Source organism: Myceligenerans indicum (assembly GCF_016742955.1).
Lineage (GTDB): Bacteria > Actinomycetota > Actinomycetes > Actinomycetales > Cellulomonadaceae > Myceligenerans > Myceligenerans indicum.
The window spans coordinates 1-19,646 of the sequence record NZ_JABBYC010000036.1 but is presented as its reverse complement, the minus strand read 5'-3'; the positions used below and the strand labels follow the sequence as shown (position 1 = coordinate 19,646).

The window sequence follows — 19,646 nt, the reverse complement described above, 5'->3', positions numbered from 1 at the left end:
TACTAGCCTCGCAAAGGTGCATCCCGAACCCGGACCTCACGTTCCGCCGCCACCCACCGAGCAGATGCCACCCGCCGCCGGGCAACAGGCGGCAGCGGTGCCGAGACGTCGACGCGCGGGAGCCGTGCTCGGCATCGTGGCCGTCGTGGCGTTCGCCGCCGCAGCCGTGCTGTTGGGCTGGTTCCTGCTGCGTGAACCGCCGGTCCCGCCGCAGGACGTCGCGGCCGAGGACCTCGGCACCGCGCTGCGCTCGGGCGACCTGGCAGACTTCCCGGTGACGACCACGACGTCCGTCGTGCCGGAGGAGCAGTACGAGGCCGTCTTCGCGGACCTGGTCGACGACACCGCCGAGGCCGACGTCTCCCTGACCGGGACGACTCCCGTCGAGGAGAGCGACGACGGGACCCTGTCGTTCACCGCCACCTATGCCTGGTCCTGGCCTCTCGCCGAGGACGCCACCTGGGAGTACACGACGGACGTGCCGTTCACGTACTCGGGCCCCGACGGCCGGGAGCCCGGCGAGTGGCAGGCCGCCTGGAGCCCCGCGATCCTCGCTCCGGAGCTGGAGTCCGGGGAACGCCTGGCGGTCGAACGGACCGCCGCGCAGCGTGGCGACATCATCGGTGCCGACGGCGAGACGATCGTCACGGAGCGCGACGTCCTGACCGTGGGCGTCGACAAGTCACGGGTGGCCGCCTCGGAATGGAACGCCACCGCGAACACGCTGGCGGACCTCCTGGGCTTCGGCGAGGAGGCGACCGCCGACCTGGTCGCCCGCACAGAGTCCTCCGGGGAGAAGGCGTTCGTGCAGGCGATCGTCATCCGCGTGAACGACCCGGACTACGACCGCAGCGCGCTCGAGGAGACTCCGGGTGTGCTGCTCATCCCCGGGAGCCGGGCGCTCGCACCGACCGCTGGCTTCGCCCGTCCGATCCTCGGCACCACCGGAAAGGCCACCGCGGAGATCATCGAGAAGTCCGACGGGCGTGTCGCGGCGGGTGACATCGTGGGCATCTCCGGCCTTCAGGCCGCCTACGACGACCAGCTCTCCGGCGCACCGGGGATCCGCGTCGTCGCCACCAAGCCGGACAGCGACGACGAGGCTCGCGAGTTGTGGGCCAAGGACGGGGAGAGCGGCAAGCCCCTCGAGCTGACCCTCGATGTGGCGATGCAGAAGCACGCCGAGCGAGTGCTGGCCGACGCCGGGGAGGAATCGCCCAGCGCGATCGTGGCCGTCGACGCCCGGACCGGCGGGGTGCTGGCGGCGGCCTCCGGCGAGGGAAGCCAGGGGTACGACACGGCGATGCTCGGGCAGTACCCGCCGGGCTCCACGTTCAAGATCGCCGCGGCCCTGGGAATGCTCCGCAACGGGCTCACGCCGGACAGCACCGTCTCGTGCCCCGACCGGATCGTGGTGGGCAAGGAGTTCGACAACGTCGACGGCTACCCGAGCAGTGCCACCGGTGACGTACCGCTCCGCACCGCGTTCGCCCATTCCTGCAACACGGCGATGGTGGGTCAGCACGACCTGGTCTCGCAGCAGGACCTGCACGACGCGGCGGCGTCGCTGGGGCTGGGCCTGGAGGGGTCGCGGCTCGGCGCCGCCGGCTACCTGGGTGATGTCCCTGCCGAGGCCAGCAGCGAGGCGGACCACGCGGCGTCGTTCATCGGGCAGGCGCGCGTGCTCGCGTCACCGCTCGCCATGGCGACGGTCGCGGCGAGCGTCGCCGGCGGGAGCACGGTGAGCCCGATGCTCGTGGTCACGGACGACGCCGAGTCGGACCAGGCGCCGGGGACGTTGCGGGAGGACGAGGCCGCCACGCTCCGCGAGCTGATGAGCGGTGTCGTCGAGGTGGGCTCGGCGAGTCAGGCACTGGCCGGCGTCCCGGGAGTGGTCGGCGCGAAGACGGGAAGCGCCCAGGGCAACGACGGCAGGACGAACGTCTGGATGGTCGCGATCAAGGGTGACATCGGGGTGGCGGTCTTCGTCGAGGACGGCGAGTTCGGCTCGACGACGGCCGGGCCGATCATGCGCGACTTCCTGACGGGGAGCTGACCGGCGGGGCTTGTCGGGAGCGTCGTCCCGACAAGCCCCCGGCGGTCAGGCGCCCTTGATCCAGCCCGCCTCGCCGCACTTGGCCTTGAATGCCTCGATGCCGGCCACGACTTCCTGCGGCCGGGCAGGGCTGCCCTGCTTCGCCTGGTCGAACGGCGTACGGATGCGCTCGAGATGCGTGGTCAGGCCTGCCGGGGAGAGCCCGATCAGCGATGAGATCTGGTTGCTCATCTTCGACACCTGGCGCTGAGTGGTGGCCGGGTCCAGCGGCTTGGCGATCACCGGTGCGAGCGCTCGCACCTTGGACGCGATGGGGTTGTTCCCGCCGAAGAACGCCTCGCACGCGCCGACCGTGTCGTACGACTGGCTGAGGCCGACCTGGGTGTCCGGGGCCTGAAGGTCGAGTTTGCTCTCGAAGGAGGGGGTGGCCTCGGCAGCGCTCGTCGATTCGCCGGCCTGGGCGCCGGCTACGGAACAGCCACTCAGCAGGAGTACGCCTGCGATGGTGGCGGCAGCAATGGGGGTACGCATGTGAAGGATTTTTGCCGCTCCACGTAACGTTTCCAAACTGGTGATATGGCGGGTTTATGCCATAGGGATGACGTAAACCCGCCATTGGGGGCGATATGGTTCAGTTCGTTCTTCCGCCAGGCTCCGTCGAGCCGCGGAGCACCGCCAGCCGGCTGCGGTACTCCGACTCGTCGATCTCACCACGCGCGTAGCGCTCGCCGAGGATGGCGACCGGGTCCGTGCCCGCCTGCCGGGCCCACGGCGGCCCCTGGCGGAAACCACGCCGGGCCGCCCTGGCGATCAGCACCACGACCGCCACGATGAGCAGGAACCACAGGATCGGGAAGATGACGAACCAGCCGGGGCCGCCGCCCCAGCCCCAGCCGTCGTGCGGTGCGTGAGCGGCGATCTGCGCCAGGGTGTTCATGTCGGACTCCTCCGGTGTCGCGTTCCGCGGCGGTCCTTCCGCCGCACCATCAGCCTCCTTCTCAGGAGTCGCGCGGTCGTCAGTCCCACGTACCGTCCCGGCTACCGCGTCCGTACCGGTCAGGGCTCTCCGTTCCAGCCGGGCCGGACCAGGCCCGACTCGTACGCCACCACCACGAGCTGCGCCCGGTCCCGCGCCATCAGCTTCGTCAGCACCCGTGACACATGCGTCTTCACCGTGGACTCGGACAGGTAGAGCTTGGCGGCGATCTCGTCGTTGGCCAGCCCGCCCGCGACCTCCACCAGGACCTCACGCTCGCGCGGCGTCAGCTCGGCCAGTCCGGGCGGAGCCGGAACGTCGCGCGCCGCCCCGGCGACCCTGGCGAGCAGCCGGCGAGTCACGCTCGGCGACAGCAGCGCCTCCCCCGACGCCGCGACCCGGACCGCCCGCACCAGATCCGCCGGGTCGGTGTCCTTCACGAGAAAGCCCGCGGCTCCCGCGCGGATGGCCTCGGTGACGTACTCGTCGAGTTCGAAGGTCGTCACGACCACCACGTGCACACCGGCGGCCCGCGGATCCGCGGCGATCCGGCGCGTCGCCGCCAGGCCGTCGGAGCCGGGCATCCGGATGTCCATGAGGATGACGTCGGGCAGGTGCTCCAGTGCCAGCGTCACGGCGTCCTCACCGGTGGCGGCCTCGGCCACGACGCGCATGTCCGGCTCCGAGTCCACCAGGGCGCGGAAGCCGCCGCGGACCAGCGCCTGGTCATCGGCGATCAGGACGTCGATCATGCGGGTTCTCCTCGTGACTCGTCGTTCGGTTCGGGTGGGGCCGCGCCGCCGGGCAGCGGGAACGAGGCCCGGACCAGCCAGCCCACGGCGTCGGGCCCGGCCTCGAGCGTGCCGCCGAGTGCCTCGACCCGCTCCCGCATGCCTCGCAGCCCGTATCCGGGACTGTCGGCGGCCTGCCCGCCGTGACCGTCGTCGGAAACGGCGACCTGGCAGGAGGCGCCGGTCGTCCGGACCGACACGGCGACGCGGGTGGCGCCGGCGGCGTGCCGCCGGACGTTGGTCAACGCCTCCTGCACGACCCGATGCACCGCCCCGGCCACATGGTCGGGGAGCTCGGCCGGGTCGGCATCGAGGGTCACCGCGAGCCCTTCCGCTCGCGTCTGTGCGACGAGTCGCGCCAGCCCCGTCAGGTCCCAGGTCGGGGTGAGCGGCGCGGGCCGGCTCTCCGGCGTCGCCGATCCGCCGTCCGCCTCGTTCCTCACGATGCCGAGCACCGTCCGGACCTCGGCGAGGGCGTCGCGGCTCGTGTCCCGGATCGAGGTGAGCGCGCTCCGCGCCTGCTCCGGGTCACGGTCGAGAAGGTGCAGGCCGACGCCGGCTCGCACGTTGATCCCGGACAAGGAGTGGGCCAGGACGTCGTGCAGCTCGCGGGCGATGCGCAGCCGTTCGGCCGTGACCGCGGTGCGCTCGCGTTCCGCGGCGGTCTCGCGGGCAGCCGTTCGCCGGGCGACGCGATCCCGGATCGCGCCCGCCGCCAGCAGGGCGACGACGGTCCAGGCCGTGCCCGCGCCGAGGCCGACCGGTGAGAGCCCGACGGCCGGCTCCGTCGGAGCGCCGGCACCCCGGTCCCCGTGCGGGCCCCAGCTGCCCATCCGGCCGGGTGGGCCGTCCCAGCTCGGCTGCTGGAAGGCCGGCGGCGTGATCGTCGCCGTCGTCACGATCATGCCGAGCAGGAGCGCCGCACCGGCCCAGGCGATCACCCGCCCTCGCCGTGCCGGGCCGCTGAGGATGATCGCCGCCAGGAGCACCACCGGCCCGAGGATCACGGGACCCCAGGGATAGCCCGCGAGAAGGTGGACACCGGTGGCACCGATTGACACGGCCGCCGCCGTCGCAGGACGCCGGGGCAGGAGCACGACGAGCGCGAGGGGCGTGACCAGGAGCAGGGCCAGCGCGCCGAGGTCCAGCGGTCGGGACTCGGGCTGGGCGATGCGCGCGCCGAGACTTCCCAGCGTGGTCAGCCCGAGAACGGCGGCGGCGACGAAGATCCGTGCGCGCCGCCGTTCCAACGGCCCCTGGTCCGCGGTGGCCGGGGACGAGCGGCCACTCTGCGCGAGCGACATGCTCGCCACGCTAGCGGTGCGCGGCGCTCGGCGCGTCACCCTGGAGTGCCATCCGGACCGGTACTCAGCTGAACCGGTCGGTGCGCTCCACCACGCGCCGGGCACCCCGGCCCCCGTCGGCCTCGTGGTCCCAGCGGTAGACCTCTGTGCCCGTGATGAGGACACGCTCCGCGCGCTGGTCGGAGTCGAACGGGTCCCCGGACCACAGGACGACGTCCCCGTCGAGACCCGGACGGATGGCGCCCACGCGGTCGTCGAGCCCGAGGAACGAGGCGGGATTCGTGGTGATCGCCGCGAGCGCGGTCTCGCGCGGGAGGCCGTCCCGGGCGGCGAAGGATGCCTGGTGCACCAGGAAGTCGATCGGGATGACGGGGTGATCCGTCGTGATCGCCACGCGAACGCCGGCCGCGGCCATCTTCGCGACGTTCACGTTGGCGCGGCGTCGCACCTCGACCTTGGAGCGCGACACGAACATCGGACCGTAGATGACGGGGATGTCCTTCTCGGCCAGGATGTCGGCGATCAGATGGCCCTCGGTGCCGTGGTTGACCACGAGCCGGTAGCCGAACTCCTCCGACAGCCGAATGGCCGTGGCGATGTCGTCGGCGCGGTGGGTGTGCTGGTCCCACGCCAGTTCGCCGGTGAGCACCCGGGCGAGGGTTTCCTTGCCCAGATCGCGGTCGAACGGCTCGCCCTTTGCCGCGGCGGCGTCCCGCTTGGCCACGTAGTTCTGCGCGTCGACGAACGCCTTGCGGATCACGTGCGCCGTGCCGAGACGCGTGGACGGCAGTGTCTTCTGCTCGCCGTAGACGCGCTTGGGGTTCTCGCCGAGCGCCGACTTCACGGACACGGAGTCGCTGATCACCTGCTCGTCGACGATCCGGCCGCCCCAGGTCTTGATCGCGATGGTCTGCCCGCCGATCGGGTTTCCGGATCCCGGCTTGAGGACCGCGCTCGTCACGCCGCCCGCGAGGGCATCCCGGAAGCCTTCGTCGTCGATGTTCACGGCGTCCAGTGCGCGCAGCGCGGAACCGTTCGGGTCCGTCATCTCGTTGGTGTCGTTCCCGGCCCACCCCTCGCCCTCCTCGTGGGTGCCGATGTGGCCGTGGGCCTCGACGAACCCGGGCAGGAGCCACTTGCCCGTACCGTCGATCGTGGGCGTGCCCTCGGGGATCGTGACGTCCTGCCCGACGGCGGTGATCGCGCCGTTCTCGATCAGGACGGTTCCGTGCTCGATGGGTTCCGAGGCGACGGGGACGACGTAGGCGCCGGTGATGGCGACGCTGGAGCGAGTTGTCATGGGCAACATCATGGCGTACGCCCCCGTTGTCCGGGATATCCGGCGGTGAGGGATCCGGCCGGGAGCCGCCGGCGCTCACGTGCGGACATGCCGGAGGCCCGGCACCCTCGAGGTGTGCCGGGCCTCCTGACGCCGATCAGCTCGGCCGTGCCGATCAGCTCGGTCGTCCTGATCAGCTCGGCCGTGCCGAGCGGTTCAGCGTCGCGTCACTTCGCGACAGCCTTCTTCAGGAGCGAGCCCGCGCTGAGCTTCACGCCGAAGTTGGCGGGGATCTGGATCTCCTCGCCCGTCCGCGGGTTGCGGCCGGTCCGGGCGGCGCGCTCGACGCGCTCGGCCGAGAACAGGCCCGTCACCTTGACGGCCTCGCCCTTGCCGAGCGACTCGATCAGCACCTCCTGGAAGGCGTCGAGCGCCTTGTCAGCGTCCGCCTTCGTGAGGCCGGACTTGGACGCGATGGCCGAGACGAGCTCGGTCTTGTTGAGCGACATGCGGTTCCCTTCTTCGGACACGAGTCGGCCGTCACGCCGACATCGATGTCCGATCATGCCAGCAGATCGGCAGAAAATCGCGAAGAACGGCATTTCTGTCGCGAGTCGTCACGTGACGAAGACCTCACCAACGCTTCGCTGGTCGCCAGCGGTGCGCGGCATGGGACGCCGAACAGGCGTTCGTGACTTTCCGCCGGAGCGAGGGGAGTCTCGCTCCTCACGCCGCACTCAGTCGCCGCCGCCTCCGCCGCCGTCCCCGCCGCCGGAACCGCCGCTGTCGCCGCCGCCGGAACCGCCGGCGTCCCCGACGTCGGGCTGATCGCGCTCGCCGTCGAACTCGCCGTCCTCGATCGTGTCGGGACGGGCGCCTCCGTCGTCACGCCGGCGCATGGAGTTGTCCTCCTGCATCCTGCGCCGCATCACGACGAGCAGGGTCACCACCAGGGAAGCCGCGGCGAGGACGGCGATCCACGCCGCCCCGCTAGACAGCCCGGCCGGCGTCCCAGGGGCCGCGGCGCCGGATTCGGCGTCCGCGCCGGCGGGTGTGTCGACCGCGGCATCGGGGGCCGCCGTGGTGGGCTCGGCCGTCTCCTGCGTGGACCCGGCGCCTTCAGGACTCCGGGTGGGCTCCGGCGCGTCCGGACCATCGACCGTGAAGGAGAACGCACCCTCCAGCGGGTGCCCGTCCCCGGACACGATGTGCCAGGCGACGTGGTACTCGCCGCCGGGCAGCGTGGACGGCAGCGAGGCGGAAAGTGCGCTTCCGTCCACCGTGATGTCCTGGAGTGCGACGGTGGCACCATCGCCGTCGGTGAGAACGACCTCGGCGCCCGTCTCCAGCGGCTCGTCGGAGAATGTCAGCGTGACGGCGTCCGGCATGGTGTCGAACTCGTCCCCGTCCGCGGGGTCGCTGGCCAGCAGCTGATCGTGCGCGGCCGCGGGCGGCGAGGCGATCAGGAACATCCCGGCGATACTCACGCACGCGACGACGGCGGCGAGGATCACGACGGCGATCCGGGCCCCCGTCCGCGGGGCGGTGGCGACACATGAGCCGGCCGGGGCGAGAGCTTCAGGCATGCTCCGCACCTTACTCCGGGACCGTGACACTCCTGGGTACTTCGGTGACCGGCGCACGGTGCGCTTCGCCACGTTCCCGTGTCCGTGTCTGCGTCTACTGTGTGGGCATCGGCAGACCGGGAGCGAGCACGATGACAGCAGACACCACGGGCGCGCCGGCGCACGGCAGGCGGAACATCGCCGTGCTGGTCGCCAGCAACTTGCTGGGCGGGCTCGGTGTCGCGTCCGGCGCCGCTGTCGGAGCCCTGCTGGCGGAGAGCCTCGGCGGCACGGCCATGGGGGGTCTGGCGCAGGCGGCGGCCGTGCTCGGCGCCGCGGTGGCCGCCGTCCCCCTGGCGGCCACGGCGGCGCGGCGTGGCCGGCGGATGGCCTTGACCTGGGGATACGGCCTGGCGACCCTCGGCGGGCTGCTCATCATCACGGCAGCCGTGCTGCATCAGGCACTGTTGTTCCTGGGGGCGATGGCGCTGTACGGCGTGGCCACTGCCGCGAACCTGCAGTCCCGGTACGCGGCCGCGGACAACGCCGGTGTCGCGGCCCGCGCCCGGAGCATGGCGATCGTCGTCTGGGCCACCACGGTAGGGTCCGTGGCCGGGCCGAATCTCGCCGCACCGGGCGCCGTGCTGGGCCGGATGTTCGGCCTGCCCGGGCTGTCCGGCCCCTATCTCTTCGCCGTCGTGGCGTACGTCCTGGCGGGGCTGGTCCTCGGCCTGTTCTACCGCGATCCCGGGGCGCCCGCGGACGCGCCGTCCACTGCGCCGTCCACCGCGCCGTCCGGAACGCCGTCCACCCCGCCGTCCGGCACGTCGGAAGACGCCGGCCGGCCGGACGGCGCGTTCGGTGCGCTCGCCTGGGCCTGGCGTCACGGCCGGGTCCGGTTCGCCGTGGTGACGATGGCGGTGGCGCACGCCGTGATGATCATGGTGATGGTGATGACGCCGTTGTACATGCAGCACGGCGGGATGTCGCTGGAACTCGTCGGGGTCGTGATCAGCCTGCATGTGCTGGGCATGTTCGCGCTCAGTCCCGTGTTCGGCTGGCTCGCGGACCGTTGGGGTGCGGTGCGCACCGCCGTCCTGGGTGTGGTGTTGCAGGCGCTGGCCGTCGTCGTCGGGTTCGCCGCAGCGGTCATGTCCGGCCGCGGGACGTCCGCGGGACCGGACCCGGTGGCAAGCGTCGTGACCGCGATCGCGCTGGTCCTGCTCGGGCTCGGCTGGTCGGCAGCCGTCATCGCGACGTCGGCCCTGCTCGCCGACGTCACGGACCCGCACGTCAGAGTGCGGTTGCAGGGTGCCTGCGACGCGCTGATGAACTATGCGGGCGCGGGCGCTGCCGCGCTGGCCGGACCGGTGCTCGCGTTCGGCGGGTTCCAGGCGGTCAACGTCGCGGGTGCGGTCCTGCTCCTCCCGGCAGTGATCGCCTTTCTCGCCCGTGGCCGCGTGCGCGGGGGCGCCGCACTCGCGGGCCGCCAGCTCCCCTGACCCGGGGAGAAGCGGCCGGGGCCGACGCCGAGGCCGCCCGCCGGCCGACGGGCCGCCAGCCGACGTGCCGCCCGGCACCAGCCCGCCGCCAGCCGACGCGCCGCCCGGCCGCCGCCCGGCACCAGCCCGCCGCCCGTCAGCCCGCCGGGACGTTCCGTTCCAGCTCGGCGATCCACGTCGTGGCCCGCGTGTCCGAGGGCATACGCCAGTCCCCGCGGGGCGACAGCGTGCCGCCGGGCAGGACCTTGGGCCCGTTCGGGATCGCGGACCGCTTGAACTGGTTCGCGAAGAACCGGCGCAGGAAGAGGTCCAGCCAGTGCCGGATGGCGGCCAGGTCGTAGGCCGTCCGGTCGGCGTCGCGGTAGCCGGGCGGCCAGGCGCCGGCGTCCAGGTCGCGCCACGCGTGCCAGGCGAGGAAGGCGATCCGGCTGGGTCGCATCCCGTACCGCAACGTCCAGAACAGCGAGAAGTCCTGCAACGCGTACGGCCCCACCGACGCCTCCGTGGACTGGGGTGCCTCGCCGTGGCGAGCCGGGATGAGCTCCGGCGTGATCTCCTGCTCGAGGATCTCGGCGAGCACCACGTTCGCGGGGGACCCGGCGGTCCCGAGCTGTTCGGTGTCGATCGCCCAGCGGATCAGGTGCTGGATGAGCGTCTTCGGCACGCCCGTGTTGACCGCGTAGTGCGACATCTGATCGCCCACGCCGTACGTCGCCCAGCCGAGCGCCAGCTCGGACAGGTCGCCGGTGCCGAGCACGATGCCGCCGCGGTGGTTCGCCAGCCGGAACAGGTAGTCCGTGCGCAGGCCGGCCTGCACGTTCTCGAACGTGACGTCGTACTGCTCGGTACCCGCGGAGTACGGGTGGTCGAGGTCCTTGAGCATCTGTTCGGCGGCCGGCTTGATGTCGAGCTCCTCGAACGTGACGCCCAGCGATCGCGACAGCCGGGTGGCCCTGTCCTTCGTCTCCGGTGACGTCGCGAAGCCGGGCATCGTGAACGCGTGGATGTCGCTGCGCGGCCGGCCGAGCCGGTCCATCGCCTTGGCCGCCACGACGAGCGCATGGGTCGAGTCGAGGCCGCCCGACACCCCGATGATCACCTTCGGCGAGCCGATCGCCGTCAGCCGCCGCTCCAGCCCGCTGACCTGGATGTTGTACGCCTCGTAGCAGTCCTGCGCGAGCCGGTCGGCGTCGTTCGGGACGAACGGGAAGCGGTCGACGGCCCGTCGGAGCCCGAGGTCGCCCGACGGCGGGGCCGCCGTGAACGAGATCTCGCGGAACGCCGCGGTGGCGTCCCGCGCCGGGGCCGCCGGGCCGGGGGCCTCCGTCGTGCCACGACCGCCGTCGTACGCGATCCCGAGGGAGCGCGCGGTGTCCTCGAACGTTCCCTGCCGCTGCCGCTCCTGGCGGATCCGGTCGAGGTCGACGTCGACGACCGTGCGGCGCGGGCCGTCCGGGAAGCGCTCGGTCTCGCCGAGCAGGTCGCCGCACTCGTAGACCATCGCCTGGCCGTCCCAGGACAGATCCGTCGTGGACTCGCCCTGGCCGGCCGCCGTGTAGGCGTAGGCGGCGTCGCAGCGCGCGCTCGCGCTGCGGACCAGCAGCCGCCGGTCCTCGGCGCGTCCCACGGTGATGGGACTGGCACTGAGGTTGAGCAGGACCGTCGCCCCGGCGAGGGCGGCACGGGCCGACGGCGGCACGGGGACCCACAGGTCCTCGCACACCTCGACGTGGATCGCGAGCCCGGGGATGTCCGCGGCCCGGAAGATCAGGTCGGTGCCGAGCGGTACGTCAGCGCCCAGCAGGTGCGTCGTGGTGTCCTGGAGCGTGTACCCGGAGGCGAAGTGCCGCTTCTCGTAGAACTCGCGGTAGTTCGGCAGGAAGGACTTCGGCGCGATCCCGAGGATGCGCCCCCGATGTACGACGACGGCGCAGTTCAGCAGCCGGTTCCCGTGTCGCAGCGGCGCGCCGACCACGATCACCGGCGTCAGGTCGGCGCCCTCGGTGAGCAGATGGCGCAGAGCCTCCAGGACGCCGTCGAGCAGGGCGTCCTGCAGCAGCAGGTCGTCGATCGCGTAGCCGGACAGGCACAGCTCGGGGAACACGGCGACGGCGACGCCGTCGTCGTGGCAGGCGCGGGCCTGTTCGAGGACCGCCGCGGCGTTCGCGGCCGGGTCGGCGGGCGTGACCGGGATGGCGCAGGCCGCGACGCGGGCGAAGCCCTGGGCATACGCGTTGTAGAAGTCCACGACTCCGAGTGTAGGTATGCGGCCGGCCCGGGTGGCCCCGGTCTTGCTACAGGTCGCCCTTGCGTTCCAGGTAGCGCATGGCGACCCAGCCCAGCGGGACGCGTCCCCAGTAGGTGACCACGCGGTACAGCAGCGCGCCCGACACGGCCAGCGCCGGTGAGAGCCCGGCCGCGGCGAGCCCGGCCGTCAGCGCGCCCTCGACCCCGCCCAGGCCGCCCGGTGTGGGCAGGAGTGCGCCGAGGGCGTGGCCCACGAGGTACACCAGCGCGACGTCGACCAGCGCCAGCGACTCCCCGAACGCGCGGAGGCAGGCGTCGAACGTGAGCGCGTAGCCGAGGGTCAGCACGAGGTTCCCCGCGATGCCCAGGGCGAGGCGACCGGGGTGCGACAGCATGGACGCGAGCCGGGGCCACACCTGCCGGAGGCGTGGCCGGATGAAGCCGAGCACCCACCGTCGCACCTGCGGAACCAGGAGTATCGCCACCACTGCCACGGCCACGCCGCCCAGGGCGATCAGTGCCGAGGCCGGTGGCAGCTCGACCAGCACGCCCTCGCCGGTGAAGACGGACATCACGATCAGCAGCAGCACCGTCACGACGAACTGCGACACCTGCACGAGCGCCACCGTCGCCACCGCCATCGGCATCGCGACGTTGCGCTGGGTGAGCAGCCGCAGGTTGAGCGCGGCGGGCCCGATCCCGGCCGGTGCCGCCAGGGCGACGAACGAGCCCGCGGCCTGGGTCATCGTGGCACGGAACAGCGACACCCTGACCGGGGAGAACGCGACGAGCGTCAGCCCGGCGCCCACCCAGGTGATCAGCCCGTAGGCGTAGGCGACGGCCACCCACCACGGGTTCGCCCCGCGCACGGCCTCGGCGATCTGGTCGAAGCTGATGGTGCCGACCACCACGGCCACGGCCACGATGGTCAGCGTCAGCATCACGACGGTGCGTGCGCCGAACCGGGTGATCCGCTGCGGCTGCACGTCGGCCTCGGGCAGGTGCTCCACGATGGCGTCCCGGAGCTCCGCGATCAGGCCCTTCTGCGCGCGCAGGGCCTCACGGGTGGGCCGGGGCAGCGCGATGGACTGGATCAGCGGGCCGATGGCGGCGATGTCCTCGTCGGGCAGGGCGCGGACCGCGGACGCCACGGCCTGCCGCGCGCCGACCTTGACCGACAGCACCGCGAGCATCTGCACCAGGTCGAGCCGGCGGGAGAGCGGCGTCGAGACGATGTCTCCCTGCTCCCACCCGGTGAGCCACACGTGCGGGTCCCCGTCGTCGTCGCGGTGCACGAGCAGCACGTCGGGGGCCAGGGCGCGGTGGGTCAGCCCCGCGCTGTGCGCACGTCCGAGCTGGTCCCAGGCCTCGGCGAGCACCCGCGCGTCGATGTCGTCCGCGGGGACCTCCGCGAAGGGCGTCGCGTGCTGCGGATGCTCCAGCACGAGGGTCACGGAGTCGGCGGCCTCGCCGACGCCGTGCAGTCGCGGCGTGCGCACCCCGGCGGCCATCGCCGCGTACGACAGCAGCGCATGGCGTTCGGCGACCGCCTTGAGCGAGATCGCGGCGCGCCCCTCGATGCCGCGCAGGCGCAGCGCCCGCCAGAGCCGGGTCAGGGTGCCGACCACCTGGCGGTCGCCGTCGAGCACGACGACGTCCCGGCGCACGCCGTCGTCGGTGAACAGTGCGTAGACGCGCGTGTCGCGGGTCCGGGCGAGGGCCAGGGTGGCGGGGTCCGACGGCGGCTCCGCCCCGTCCGGCCGTGGGTCGTGGAACCGTGGTGCGCTCAGCACGCTGACCGGGATGTGGGTGCTGGCCACTCCGTTCTCGTCGACCTCGGTCACGGGCTCGGCCCCCGAGGGGGTGTGGTCCGCGTCGTCGGACATGGCGCGGACCCGCACGAGGGCCTGCGGGCGGAAGCCCGCACGCCGGACCGCGGTGACGAGGTCCGGACCGTAGGCGCGCTCGCTCCTCACGCCCGAGACGTACTGCACGGCCTGGCCGACGACCCGGCCGAGAAGCAGTGCGACAAGCACCCCGGGCAGCGACACCTGGCCGGTGATGAGGACGATGAGCAGGGCGACGAACAGCAGGTTCCACGTCCACCGCACGGTACGACGGCGGGTCGCGGGCCCGGCCACGGTGAGCAGAGCGGTGAGCGCCACCGCATAGGTGGGGATGACGAGCTGGAACTCGCCCGACACCCAGACCGACATGCCGCGGACCAGCTCGCGGCTCCCCAGGTAGCGCACGCCGAGCCCGAACAGGATGCCGATGACCAGGCCGCTGACCCCGGCCACGATCGACTCCACGACCTGGCGGCCGAGCCTGCGCAGGCCGAGTTCCGTGAGGACCGCCACCGGGCCGAGGACGGCCACCACGCCCTGCAGCACCACGACGGGGACAAACAGGATGTCCGCCACGAGGCTGTTGAAGCTCCGGACGTCCTGGGTGACGCCCTCGGTGGTGCCGTGCGCGGCGACCGACATGACCAGGACCAGGACGATGCCGAGCGCGCTGATCACCAGGCCGAGCAGATCGCGAGGGTGCCGGACGCGCACCTCCGGGGTGTCCACGACGCGGACCATGTTCACGGGGTCGGCAGCCCGCTCGGTCGCGTGGGACATACTCGCGAGTCTAGGGCGGCGATCCGCGACGCGAGGAAGAACATCGCTACGCGGCCCCCATCGCCACCAGCCATTCTTCAGGAACCAGTGCATACCCCACGAACGCGACCACGTCGAGCAGGGTGTGCGCGACGACGAGCGGGATGACCCGGTGCCGGCCGTCGGACCGGAATCTCGGGGACGTGTAGAACCACGAGAACAGGACGCCCATCGCGACGTTGCCCAGGAAGGGTCCGATGCCCTGGTACAGGTGGTACGAACCGCGCAGCAGCGAGCTCGCCACGATGAACCGGACGCGCCCCCAGCCCAGGTCGTGCGTGCGCTCGTACAGGTACGCGACCGCGATGATCTCTTCCAGGAGGCCGTTGTAGAGCGCTGACAGGAGCAGCACCGGCACGGTCCACCAGTGGTCGTTCAGCGCACTGGCCTGCACGTGGACCGTGATGCCCAGGGCGCGCCCGACCGAGTAGAACGCGAGCCCGGGAATCCCGATCACCGCCGCCAGCGCCACACCCCACGCCACGTCCAGGCCGGGGCGGGCGCGGTCCAGCCCGATGCGGGCGAGCGAGCCCCGGCCGCGCGCGCTCAGCAGGAAGAGCGCCAGCGCGACCGGGACCAGGCCGAACCCGATGCCGAGCAGCTGGTAGGTCAGGTCCAGCCAGGAGCGTTCAGCCTGGCTCGCGTTCAGCGTGGCGGTCTGCTGGGCGAGCGGCGCGCCGTCGGTCAGGCGCGCCGTGATGCTCACGATCGAGTAGACCGCCGCCTTGCCGAGGCTCAGCCCCAGTACGATCCAGATCTCGGCCCCGATCCGGTGCCGGCTCTCCACAGTGCTCACGAGCGAATCCTCACCCGTCCGCCTGGGCGCATCCTGGAGCCCGCCGGATCACCGGTTGGACGCCCGTTCGACGAACGCCGCCAGGTCCGCGGACTGCTGGACCCGGGCCTCGGGGTGCACGTACATCATGTGCCCGGCCGGGTAGGTCCGGGTCTCGACGCGCTCGCGGGCCTCGCGCGGAACCGGCATCTGGTCCAGGCTGTACTCGATCGCCTCGACCGGGACGCCGCCGTCGTACCGGCCCATGGCCACGTGCACCTGCAGGTGGGGGTTCACGATCATGGCCTCGGCGAGCTTGCCCGCGACGTCGATCGCCCGGCCCTCGAACTCCTTGTACGACCACGGGTGCACGGCGCCGGTCATGACCTCGTACACCGCGTCGTTGCCGTACTCCAGCTCACCGCGCAGGTAGTGGTGGAGGGCGGCCGAGTAGGGGCCCAGGATCGCGGTGAGGAACGGGTCGCCGGGCATGACCTCGTGCGTGTAGTGGTCCGCAGGGCCGGTGAACCGCGTGTCGAGGCGGCCGGTCACCAGGCGCTGCGACCGGAGCAGCTCCGCGTAGGCGCGGGTGTGCTCGGGGCGCAGGTTCGCGCGGTCCACGTAGTCCTCGCTCAGCCCCGTGATCGCGGCGACGCGTGCGACGGCGGCCGCGCGGGCGTCGTCGTCCAGCGCCTGGCCGCGGGCGAGGACGGCGCGGTACTCGTCGGCGTAGGCGCGGGCATCGGCGACCACCTCGTCGAGCGAGCGGCCCGGGTGCAGCCCGTGGTAGTGCGCCGTGGCGGCGTACACCGGCAGGAACAGCGGATTCGGCAGGTCGGAGCCGTCCGCGTGGTAGAGCGTCTCCAGGTTCAGGGCGGGCGCGATCAGCATGAGGCCGTTGAGGAACATCCCGAACCGGCTCTGCAGGTACTCCGCCAGCGAGGCGCCCCGCGTGCCGCCGTACGACTCCCCGATGAGGAACTTCGGGCTCATCCACCGGTCGTGACGGGACGTCCACAGGCGGATGACCTCGCCGACGGACTCCAGGTCGCCCGTGAAGCCGTGGTACGGCCGGGCCTTCTCGCCCTCGGCGGCACGTGAGTATCCCGTGGAGACCGGGTCGATGAAGACGAGGTCGCTGACGCGCAGCAGGGTCTCGTGGTTGTCGATCAACCCGTAGGGCGGCGGGGTCAGGTTCCCCACGTCGCCCGAGTCCACCCGGCGCGGACCGAGGAGCCCCAGGTGGAGCCACACCGAGGAGGAACCCGGACCGCCGTTGAACGCGAACGTCACCGGGCGTCGTGCCACGTCGGCGTCGTCGAGCGTGTAGTAGGTCAGGGACATCTCGGCCTTGGCCTTGCGGCCGCCATACTTCTCGTCCGTGGTGACCTCCTCGCGCAGCACGATCCGGCCGGTCGTGGCGGTGTAGGCCAGGTCGCCGTCCGGGGTGTGCAGCGTGTGGCGAGTGGTGACGAGGTCGTCCTGGGGTTCCTGCCGCGCGGTCGCGGTGTCGCCGCCCGGCGCCGGCCGGTTCGTGCCCGGCTCCTCGGCTTCGGAACGGCTGGTGGATTCTGAGGTGGGAGTGTCGCTCACCCGGGCGAACCTACCCGACCGGATCTTCGTGGGGCTCCGGGACTTGAAATGCGGCGGCGCCAGCGGCAGACTGGTTTGCAGTACAAACCAGTTGGCGATCGGGAAAGGTTGGACATGTCAAAGGACCACGACACGCCGTCGGGCACGGAACGAGGCGGCGACGCCGAGCTCGACGCCGCCGCGCGCCTACGCCTGATCAGCGACCAGCAGCAACTCACCCGCAGCATGCTCGAGCCCGACGCGCGACTGCTCTACCTCGCCTGGGGAGCCGCCTGGATGGTCGGCTACCTCGCGATGTGGTTCACGTCGCGGGACGGCAGCGACCCCGCGCCCTGGGCCGGCTGGACGCTCGGCATCGCCGTCGTCGCGGCGATCGCCGTCACCATGATCCACTCGATCCGGCGAACCGCCGGAACACGGGGCACCTCGGCGCGCGCGGGAGCGATGTACGGCTGGGGATGGATGCTCGGCTTCGTGACGATGTGGGCCATCCTCAACGGCCTGATCCGCACCGGCGCCGACGGCGAGATGATCGCGGTCACCGCGAACGGCCTCGCCTGTCTCATCGTGGGGCTGATGTACCTGGCCGGAGGGATGGCCTTCCAGGAGGACAGCCTCTACGCCCTCGGCGTGTGGATGCTGGTCACGGCAGCCGTCGCCAGCCTCGTCGGGGTCCCCGGGACCAACCTCGTCATGGCGCTGCTCGGCGGGGGCGGCTTCCTCACGATGGGGGCCGTGTCCGCCGTCCGGGTGCGACGGCGCGGGAACCTCGATGTCTGAGAACGAGCTCGACGCCGTCATCCACGCCCCCGCGCGCCTGCGCATCGTGGCCACCCTCGCCGCCCTCGGCCCCGGCGACGAGATCGCGTTTCCCAAGCTGCGCGCGCTGCTCGCCATGACAGCCGGCAACCTGTCCACCCACCTGCGCAAACTCGAGGACGCCGGCTACGTCGAGGTCACCAAGACCCACGAGGGCCGCACCCCGGCGACCTACCTGAAGCTCACCGACCGCGGCCGGGCCGCATTTCGCGACTATCGCGCCGCCCTTTCCGACCTCCTGAAGGGAACCGGAGCATGAAACCGGACCACCACGACGACGGCACCGTCGTCTCCGTCACGGACGTGACCCGCACGTTCGGGGACATCCTCGCCCTCGACCACGTCTCCCTGGACGTGGGGCCGGGCGAGCTCGTCGGCCTCCTCGGCCCGAACGGAGCCGGGAAGTCCACACTCCTCTCCCTGGTCAGTGGCCTGCGCCGGCCCGACACCGGCAGCGTGCGGCTGCTCGGCCAGGACCCCACCCAACCCGCCGCACGCATCACCCTCGGCATGACGCCGCAGGAAACCGGACTCCCCGCCACACTGCGCGTCGGCGAGGTCGTCGACTTCGTGGGCGGGCACTACCCCGACCCCGTACCCACGCCGGAACTGCTGGCCCAGTTCGGCATCGAGGACCTGGCCCGCCGCCAGACCGGGTCGTTGTCGGGCGGGCAGAAGCGCAGGCTCGCGGTGGCGCTCGCCATGACCGGACGGCCGCGCGTCGTCCTGCTCGACGAGCCCACCACCGGACTCGACGTCGCAGGCCGTACTGCACTGTGGGACGCGATCCGGGCCTGCCACCGGTCCGGCGTGACCGTACTGCTCACCTCGCACTACCTGGAGGAGATCCAGGCGCTCGCAGAGCGCGTCGTCGTGATCGATCAGGGTCGCGTCCTCGCCGACGACAGTCTGGAGGCGATCCTCGAACGTGTCGGAGGCACCCGGGTCTCCTACGCCGGGCCCGACGGGACCCAGCGCGAGCACGTCGTCGCCGACTCCGACGAGTTCGTGCGCGACCTGGTCCGCTCCGGCACGGAGTTCAAGGGCCTGGAGATCCGGCGAGCCTCGCTCGAGGAGGCGTTCACCCAGCTGACCGAGGGCACCAGGAGCGGCGCACGTCCCGGCGCGACACCCGGGCCAGGAGCGCAGACCGACGACGCTCCGCAGGACGGCGGCCACCTGACCGAAGGAGCGAACCGATGACCACCCCGACGACGGGGCCCGGCCCCGCCACGAACCTGCGCCCCTTCTGGGCCCTGTCCTGGCTGCACCTGAAGTACCAGTTCCTCGAGACCGTGCGGATCCCCATCGCCGTGTTCGGCAACATGCTCTTCCCCGCGCTCGCGATGGCGTTCTTCGTGGTGCCGCAGGAGGACGTGGCCGGCGACCCGCAGTGGGCCACGATGGCGGTTGCCGGGCTCGCCCTGTTCGCGGTCTGCTCCGCCAGTCTGTTCACCTACGGGCTGGGCGTCGCCGAGGACCGGCAGCTGCCGTTCTACCCGTACCTGCGCTCGCTGCCCACCGGGCCCGGGCCGCAGATGGTGGGGCGTGTGCTCAACGGCGGGATCTTCGCACTGTTCGGGCTGGTCCCGCTGATCCTGGTCGCGGTCCTGTTCACGGAGGCGACCGCGACGCCGCTGCGGCTCGTCGCGGGCATCGGGACGATCCTCGCGGTGTCGGTGCCGTTCGTGCTGCTCGGACTCGGCGTGGGCTACGCCCTGCCCGCCAAGGCGGCGCTCCCGGTGGTGCAGGCGATCCTGTTCCCGCTCGCGTTCGCCGGCGGGCTGTTCCTGCCACCCGAGTTCTTCCCGGGGTGGCTGGACGGGATCTCCCAGGCAACCCCGACCCGGGCCGGGCGCGACCTGCTGGTGCAGGCGCTCACCGGCACCGAGGCCTACTCCCTGGCGATCCCGGTCCTGGTGGGCTGGACCATCGCGATCGCCGCCCTGGCCACCTGGTCCTACCGCCGCGACGAGGGCCGCAGATTCCGCTGACCCCCGCCGCGGCCACCCGCCGCGGCCCACCCGCCGCGGCCCTGTCTCTTATACACATCTGACGCTGCCGACGATAAGG

Annotated in this window: 17 protein-coding genes; 6 read left to right on the top strand and 11 right to left on the bottom strand. The window is 72.1% G+C overall.

Going from position 1 to position 19,646, the window contains the following annotated elements:
- The first annotated feature begins 97 nt into the window (after positions 1-97).
- On the top strand, positions 98-2,056 hold the full coding sequence (locus HGK34_RS16185; RefSeq protein WP_307816013.1) for a penicillin-binding transpeptidase domain-containing protein: 1,959 nt from the start codon (positions 98-100) through the stop codon (positions 2,054-2,056).
- A 45-nt stretch (positions 2,057-2,101) separates the two neighbouring features.
- Here the strand turns inward: HGK34_RS16185 and HGK34_RS16180 are convergent, their stop codons facing one another.
- The 7 genes from HGK34_RS16180 to HGK34_RS16150 all read right to left on the bottom strand — a co-directional run bounded on the left by HGK34_RS16180 (position 2,102) and on the right by HGK34_RS16150 (position 7,992).
- A complete protein-coding gene (locus HGK34_RS16180) occupies positions 2,102-2,587 on the bottom strand; it encodes a hypothetical protein (protein ID WP_201849306.1) in 486 nt (161 codons plus the stop codon).
- Between the two features lie 100 nt (positions 2,588-2,687).
- Positions 2,688-2,993 (bottom strand): SHOCT domain-containing protein, encoded by a 306-nt coding sequence (locus HGK34_RS16175; protein ID WP_201849304.1) that lies wholly within the window; start codon positions 2,991-2,993, stop codon positions 2,688-2,690.
- Between the two features lie 119 nt (positions 2,994-3,112).
- Positions 3,113-3,784 (bottom strand): response regulator, encoded by a 672-nt coding sequence (locus tag HGK34_RS16170; RefSeq protein WP_201849302.1) that lies wholly within the window; start codon positions 3,782-3,784, stop codon positions 3,113-3,115.
- Positions 3,781-5,127, bottom strand: coding sequence for a sensor histidine kinase (locus HGK34_RS16165; RefSeq protein ID WP_201849300.1), 1,347 nt, complete (start codon positions 5,125-5,127; stop codon positions 3,781-3,783). Before HGK34_RS16165 ends, HGK34_RS16170 begins: the two co-directional genes overlap by 4 nt.
- 64 nt (positions 5,128-5,191) lie before the next feature.
- On the bottom strand, positions 5,192-6,427 hold the full coding sequence (locus HGK34_RS16160) for an amidohydrolase (RefSeq protein ID WP_201849298.1): 1,236 nt from the start codon (positions 6,425-6,427) through the stop codon (positions 5,192-5,194).
- Between the two features lie 206 nt (positions 6,428-6,633).
- Positions 6,634-6,915, bottom strand: a complete 282-nt coding sequence (locus HGK34_RS16155; protein WP_201849296.1) for an HU family DNA-binding protein — start codon at positions 6,913-6,915, stop codon at positions 6,634-6,636.
- Between the two features lie 228 nt (positions 6,916-7,143).
- Positions 7,144-7,992: a copper resistance CopC family protein gene (locus tag HGK34_RS16150; RefSeq protein ID WP_201849294.1), complete on the bottom strand. Its 849-nt coding sequence runs from the start codon at positions 7,990-7,992 to the stop codon at positions 7,144-7,146.
- A 131-nt stretch (positions 7,993-8,123) separates the two neighbouring features.
- On the opposite strand from HGK34_RS16150, the gene HGK34_RS16145 reads away from it, so the two are divergent.
- Entirely contained in the window at positions 8,124-9,473 is a 1,350-nt protein-coding gene (locus HGK34_RS16145) for an MFS transporter (RefSeq protein WP_201849292.1), read from the top strand.
- A 136-nt stretch (positions 9,474-9,609) separates the two neighbouring features.
- Here HGK34_RS16145 and HGK34_RS16140 read toward each other — a convergent pair whose 3' ends face one another.
- From HGK34_RS16140 to HGK34_RS16125, 4 genes are read right to left on the bottom strand one after another with little or no spacing between them, the layout of a single operon-like run.
- A complete protein-coding gene (locus tag HGK34_RS16140; protein ID WP_201849290.1) occupies positions 9,610-11,721 on the bottom strand; it encodes an NAD(+) synthase in 2,112 nt (703 codons plus the stop codon).
- 46 nt (positions 11,722-11,767) lie between these two features.
- Positions 11,768-14,347 carry a lysylphosphatidylglycerol synthase transmembrane domain-containing protein gene (locus HGK34_RS16135; protein ID WP_201849288.1) on the bottom strand — a complete coding sequence of 860 codons (2,580 nt, stop codon included), beginning with the start codon at positions 14,345-14,347 and terminating at the stop codon, positions 11,768-11,770.
- A gap of 46 nt (positions 14,348-14,393) precedes the next feature.
- Positions 14,394-15,182 carry a CPBP family glutamic-type intramembrane protease gene (locus HGK34_RS16130; protein ID WP_201849286.1) on the bottom strand — a complete coding sequence of 263 codons (789 nt, stop codon included), beginning with the start codon at positions 15,180-15,182 and terminating at the stop codon, positions 14,394-14,396.
- Between the two features lie 48 nt (positions 15,183-15,230).
- Positions 15,231-16,754: a S10 family peptidase gene (locus tag HGK34_RS16125; protein ID WP_201849284.1), complete on the bottom strand. Its 1,524-nt coding sequence runs from the start codon at positions 16,752-16,754 to the stop codon at positions 15,231-15,233.
- Positions 16,755-16,868: 114 nt separating this feature from the next.
- Here HGK34_RS16125 and HGK34_RS16120 point away from each other — a divergent pair, with 114 nt between their 5' ends.
- Genes HGK34_RS16120 through HGK34_RS16105 form a run of 4 tightly spaced genes read left to right on the top strand, consistent with a single transcriptional unit; the run spans position 16,869 to position 19,567 of the window.
- On the top strand, positions 16,869-17,534 hold the full coding sequence (locus HGK34_RS16120) for a hypothetical protein (protein ID WP_201849282.1): 666 nt from the start codon (positions 16,869-16,871) through the stop codon (positions 17,532-17,534).
- Positions 17,527-17,832, top strand: coding sequence for a transcriptional regulator (locus HGK34_RS16115; protein ID WP_201849280.1), 306 nt, complete (start codon positions 17,527-17,529; stop codon positions 17,830-17,832). Before HGK34_RS16120 ends, HGK34_RS16115 begins: the two co-directional genes overlap by 8 nt.
- A complete protein-coding gene (locus HGK34_RS16110; RefSeq protein WP_201849278.1) occupies positions 17,829-18,776 on the top strand; it encodes an ABC transporter ATP-binding protein in 948 nt (315 codons plus the stop codon). Before HGK34_RS16115 ends, HGK34_RS16110 begins: the two co-directional genes overlap by 4 nt.
- Positions 18,773-19,567 carry an ABC transporter permease gene (locus tag HGK34_RS16105; protein WP_201849276.1) on the top strand — a complete coding sequence of 265 codons (795 nt, stop codon included), beginning with the start codon at positions 18,773-18,775 and terminating at the stop codon, positions 19,565-19,567. Before HGK34_RS16110 ends, HGK34_RS16105 begins: the two co-directional genes overlap by 4 nt.
- The last annotated feature ends 79 nt before the right edge of the window (positions 19,568-19,646 follow it).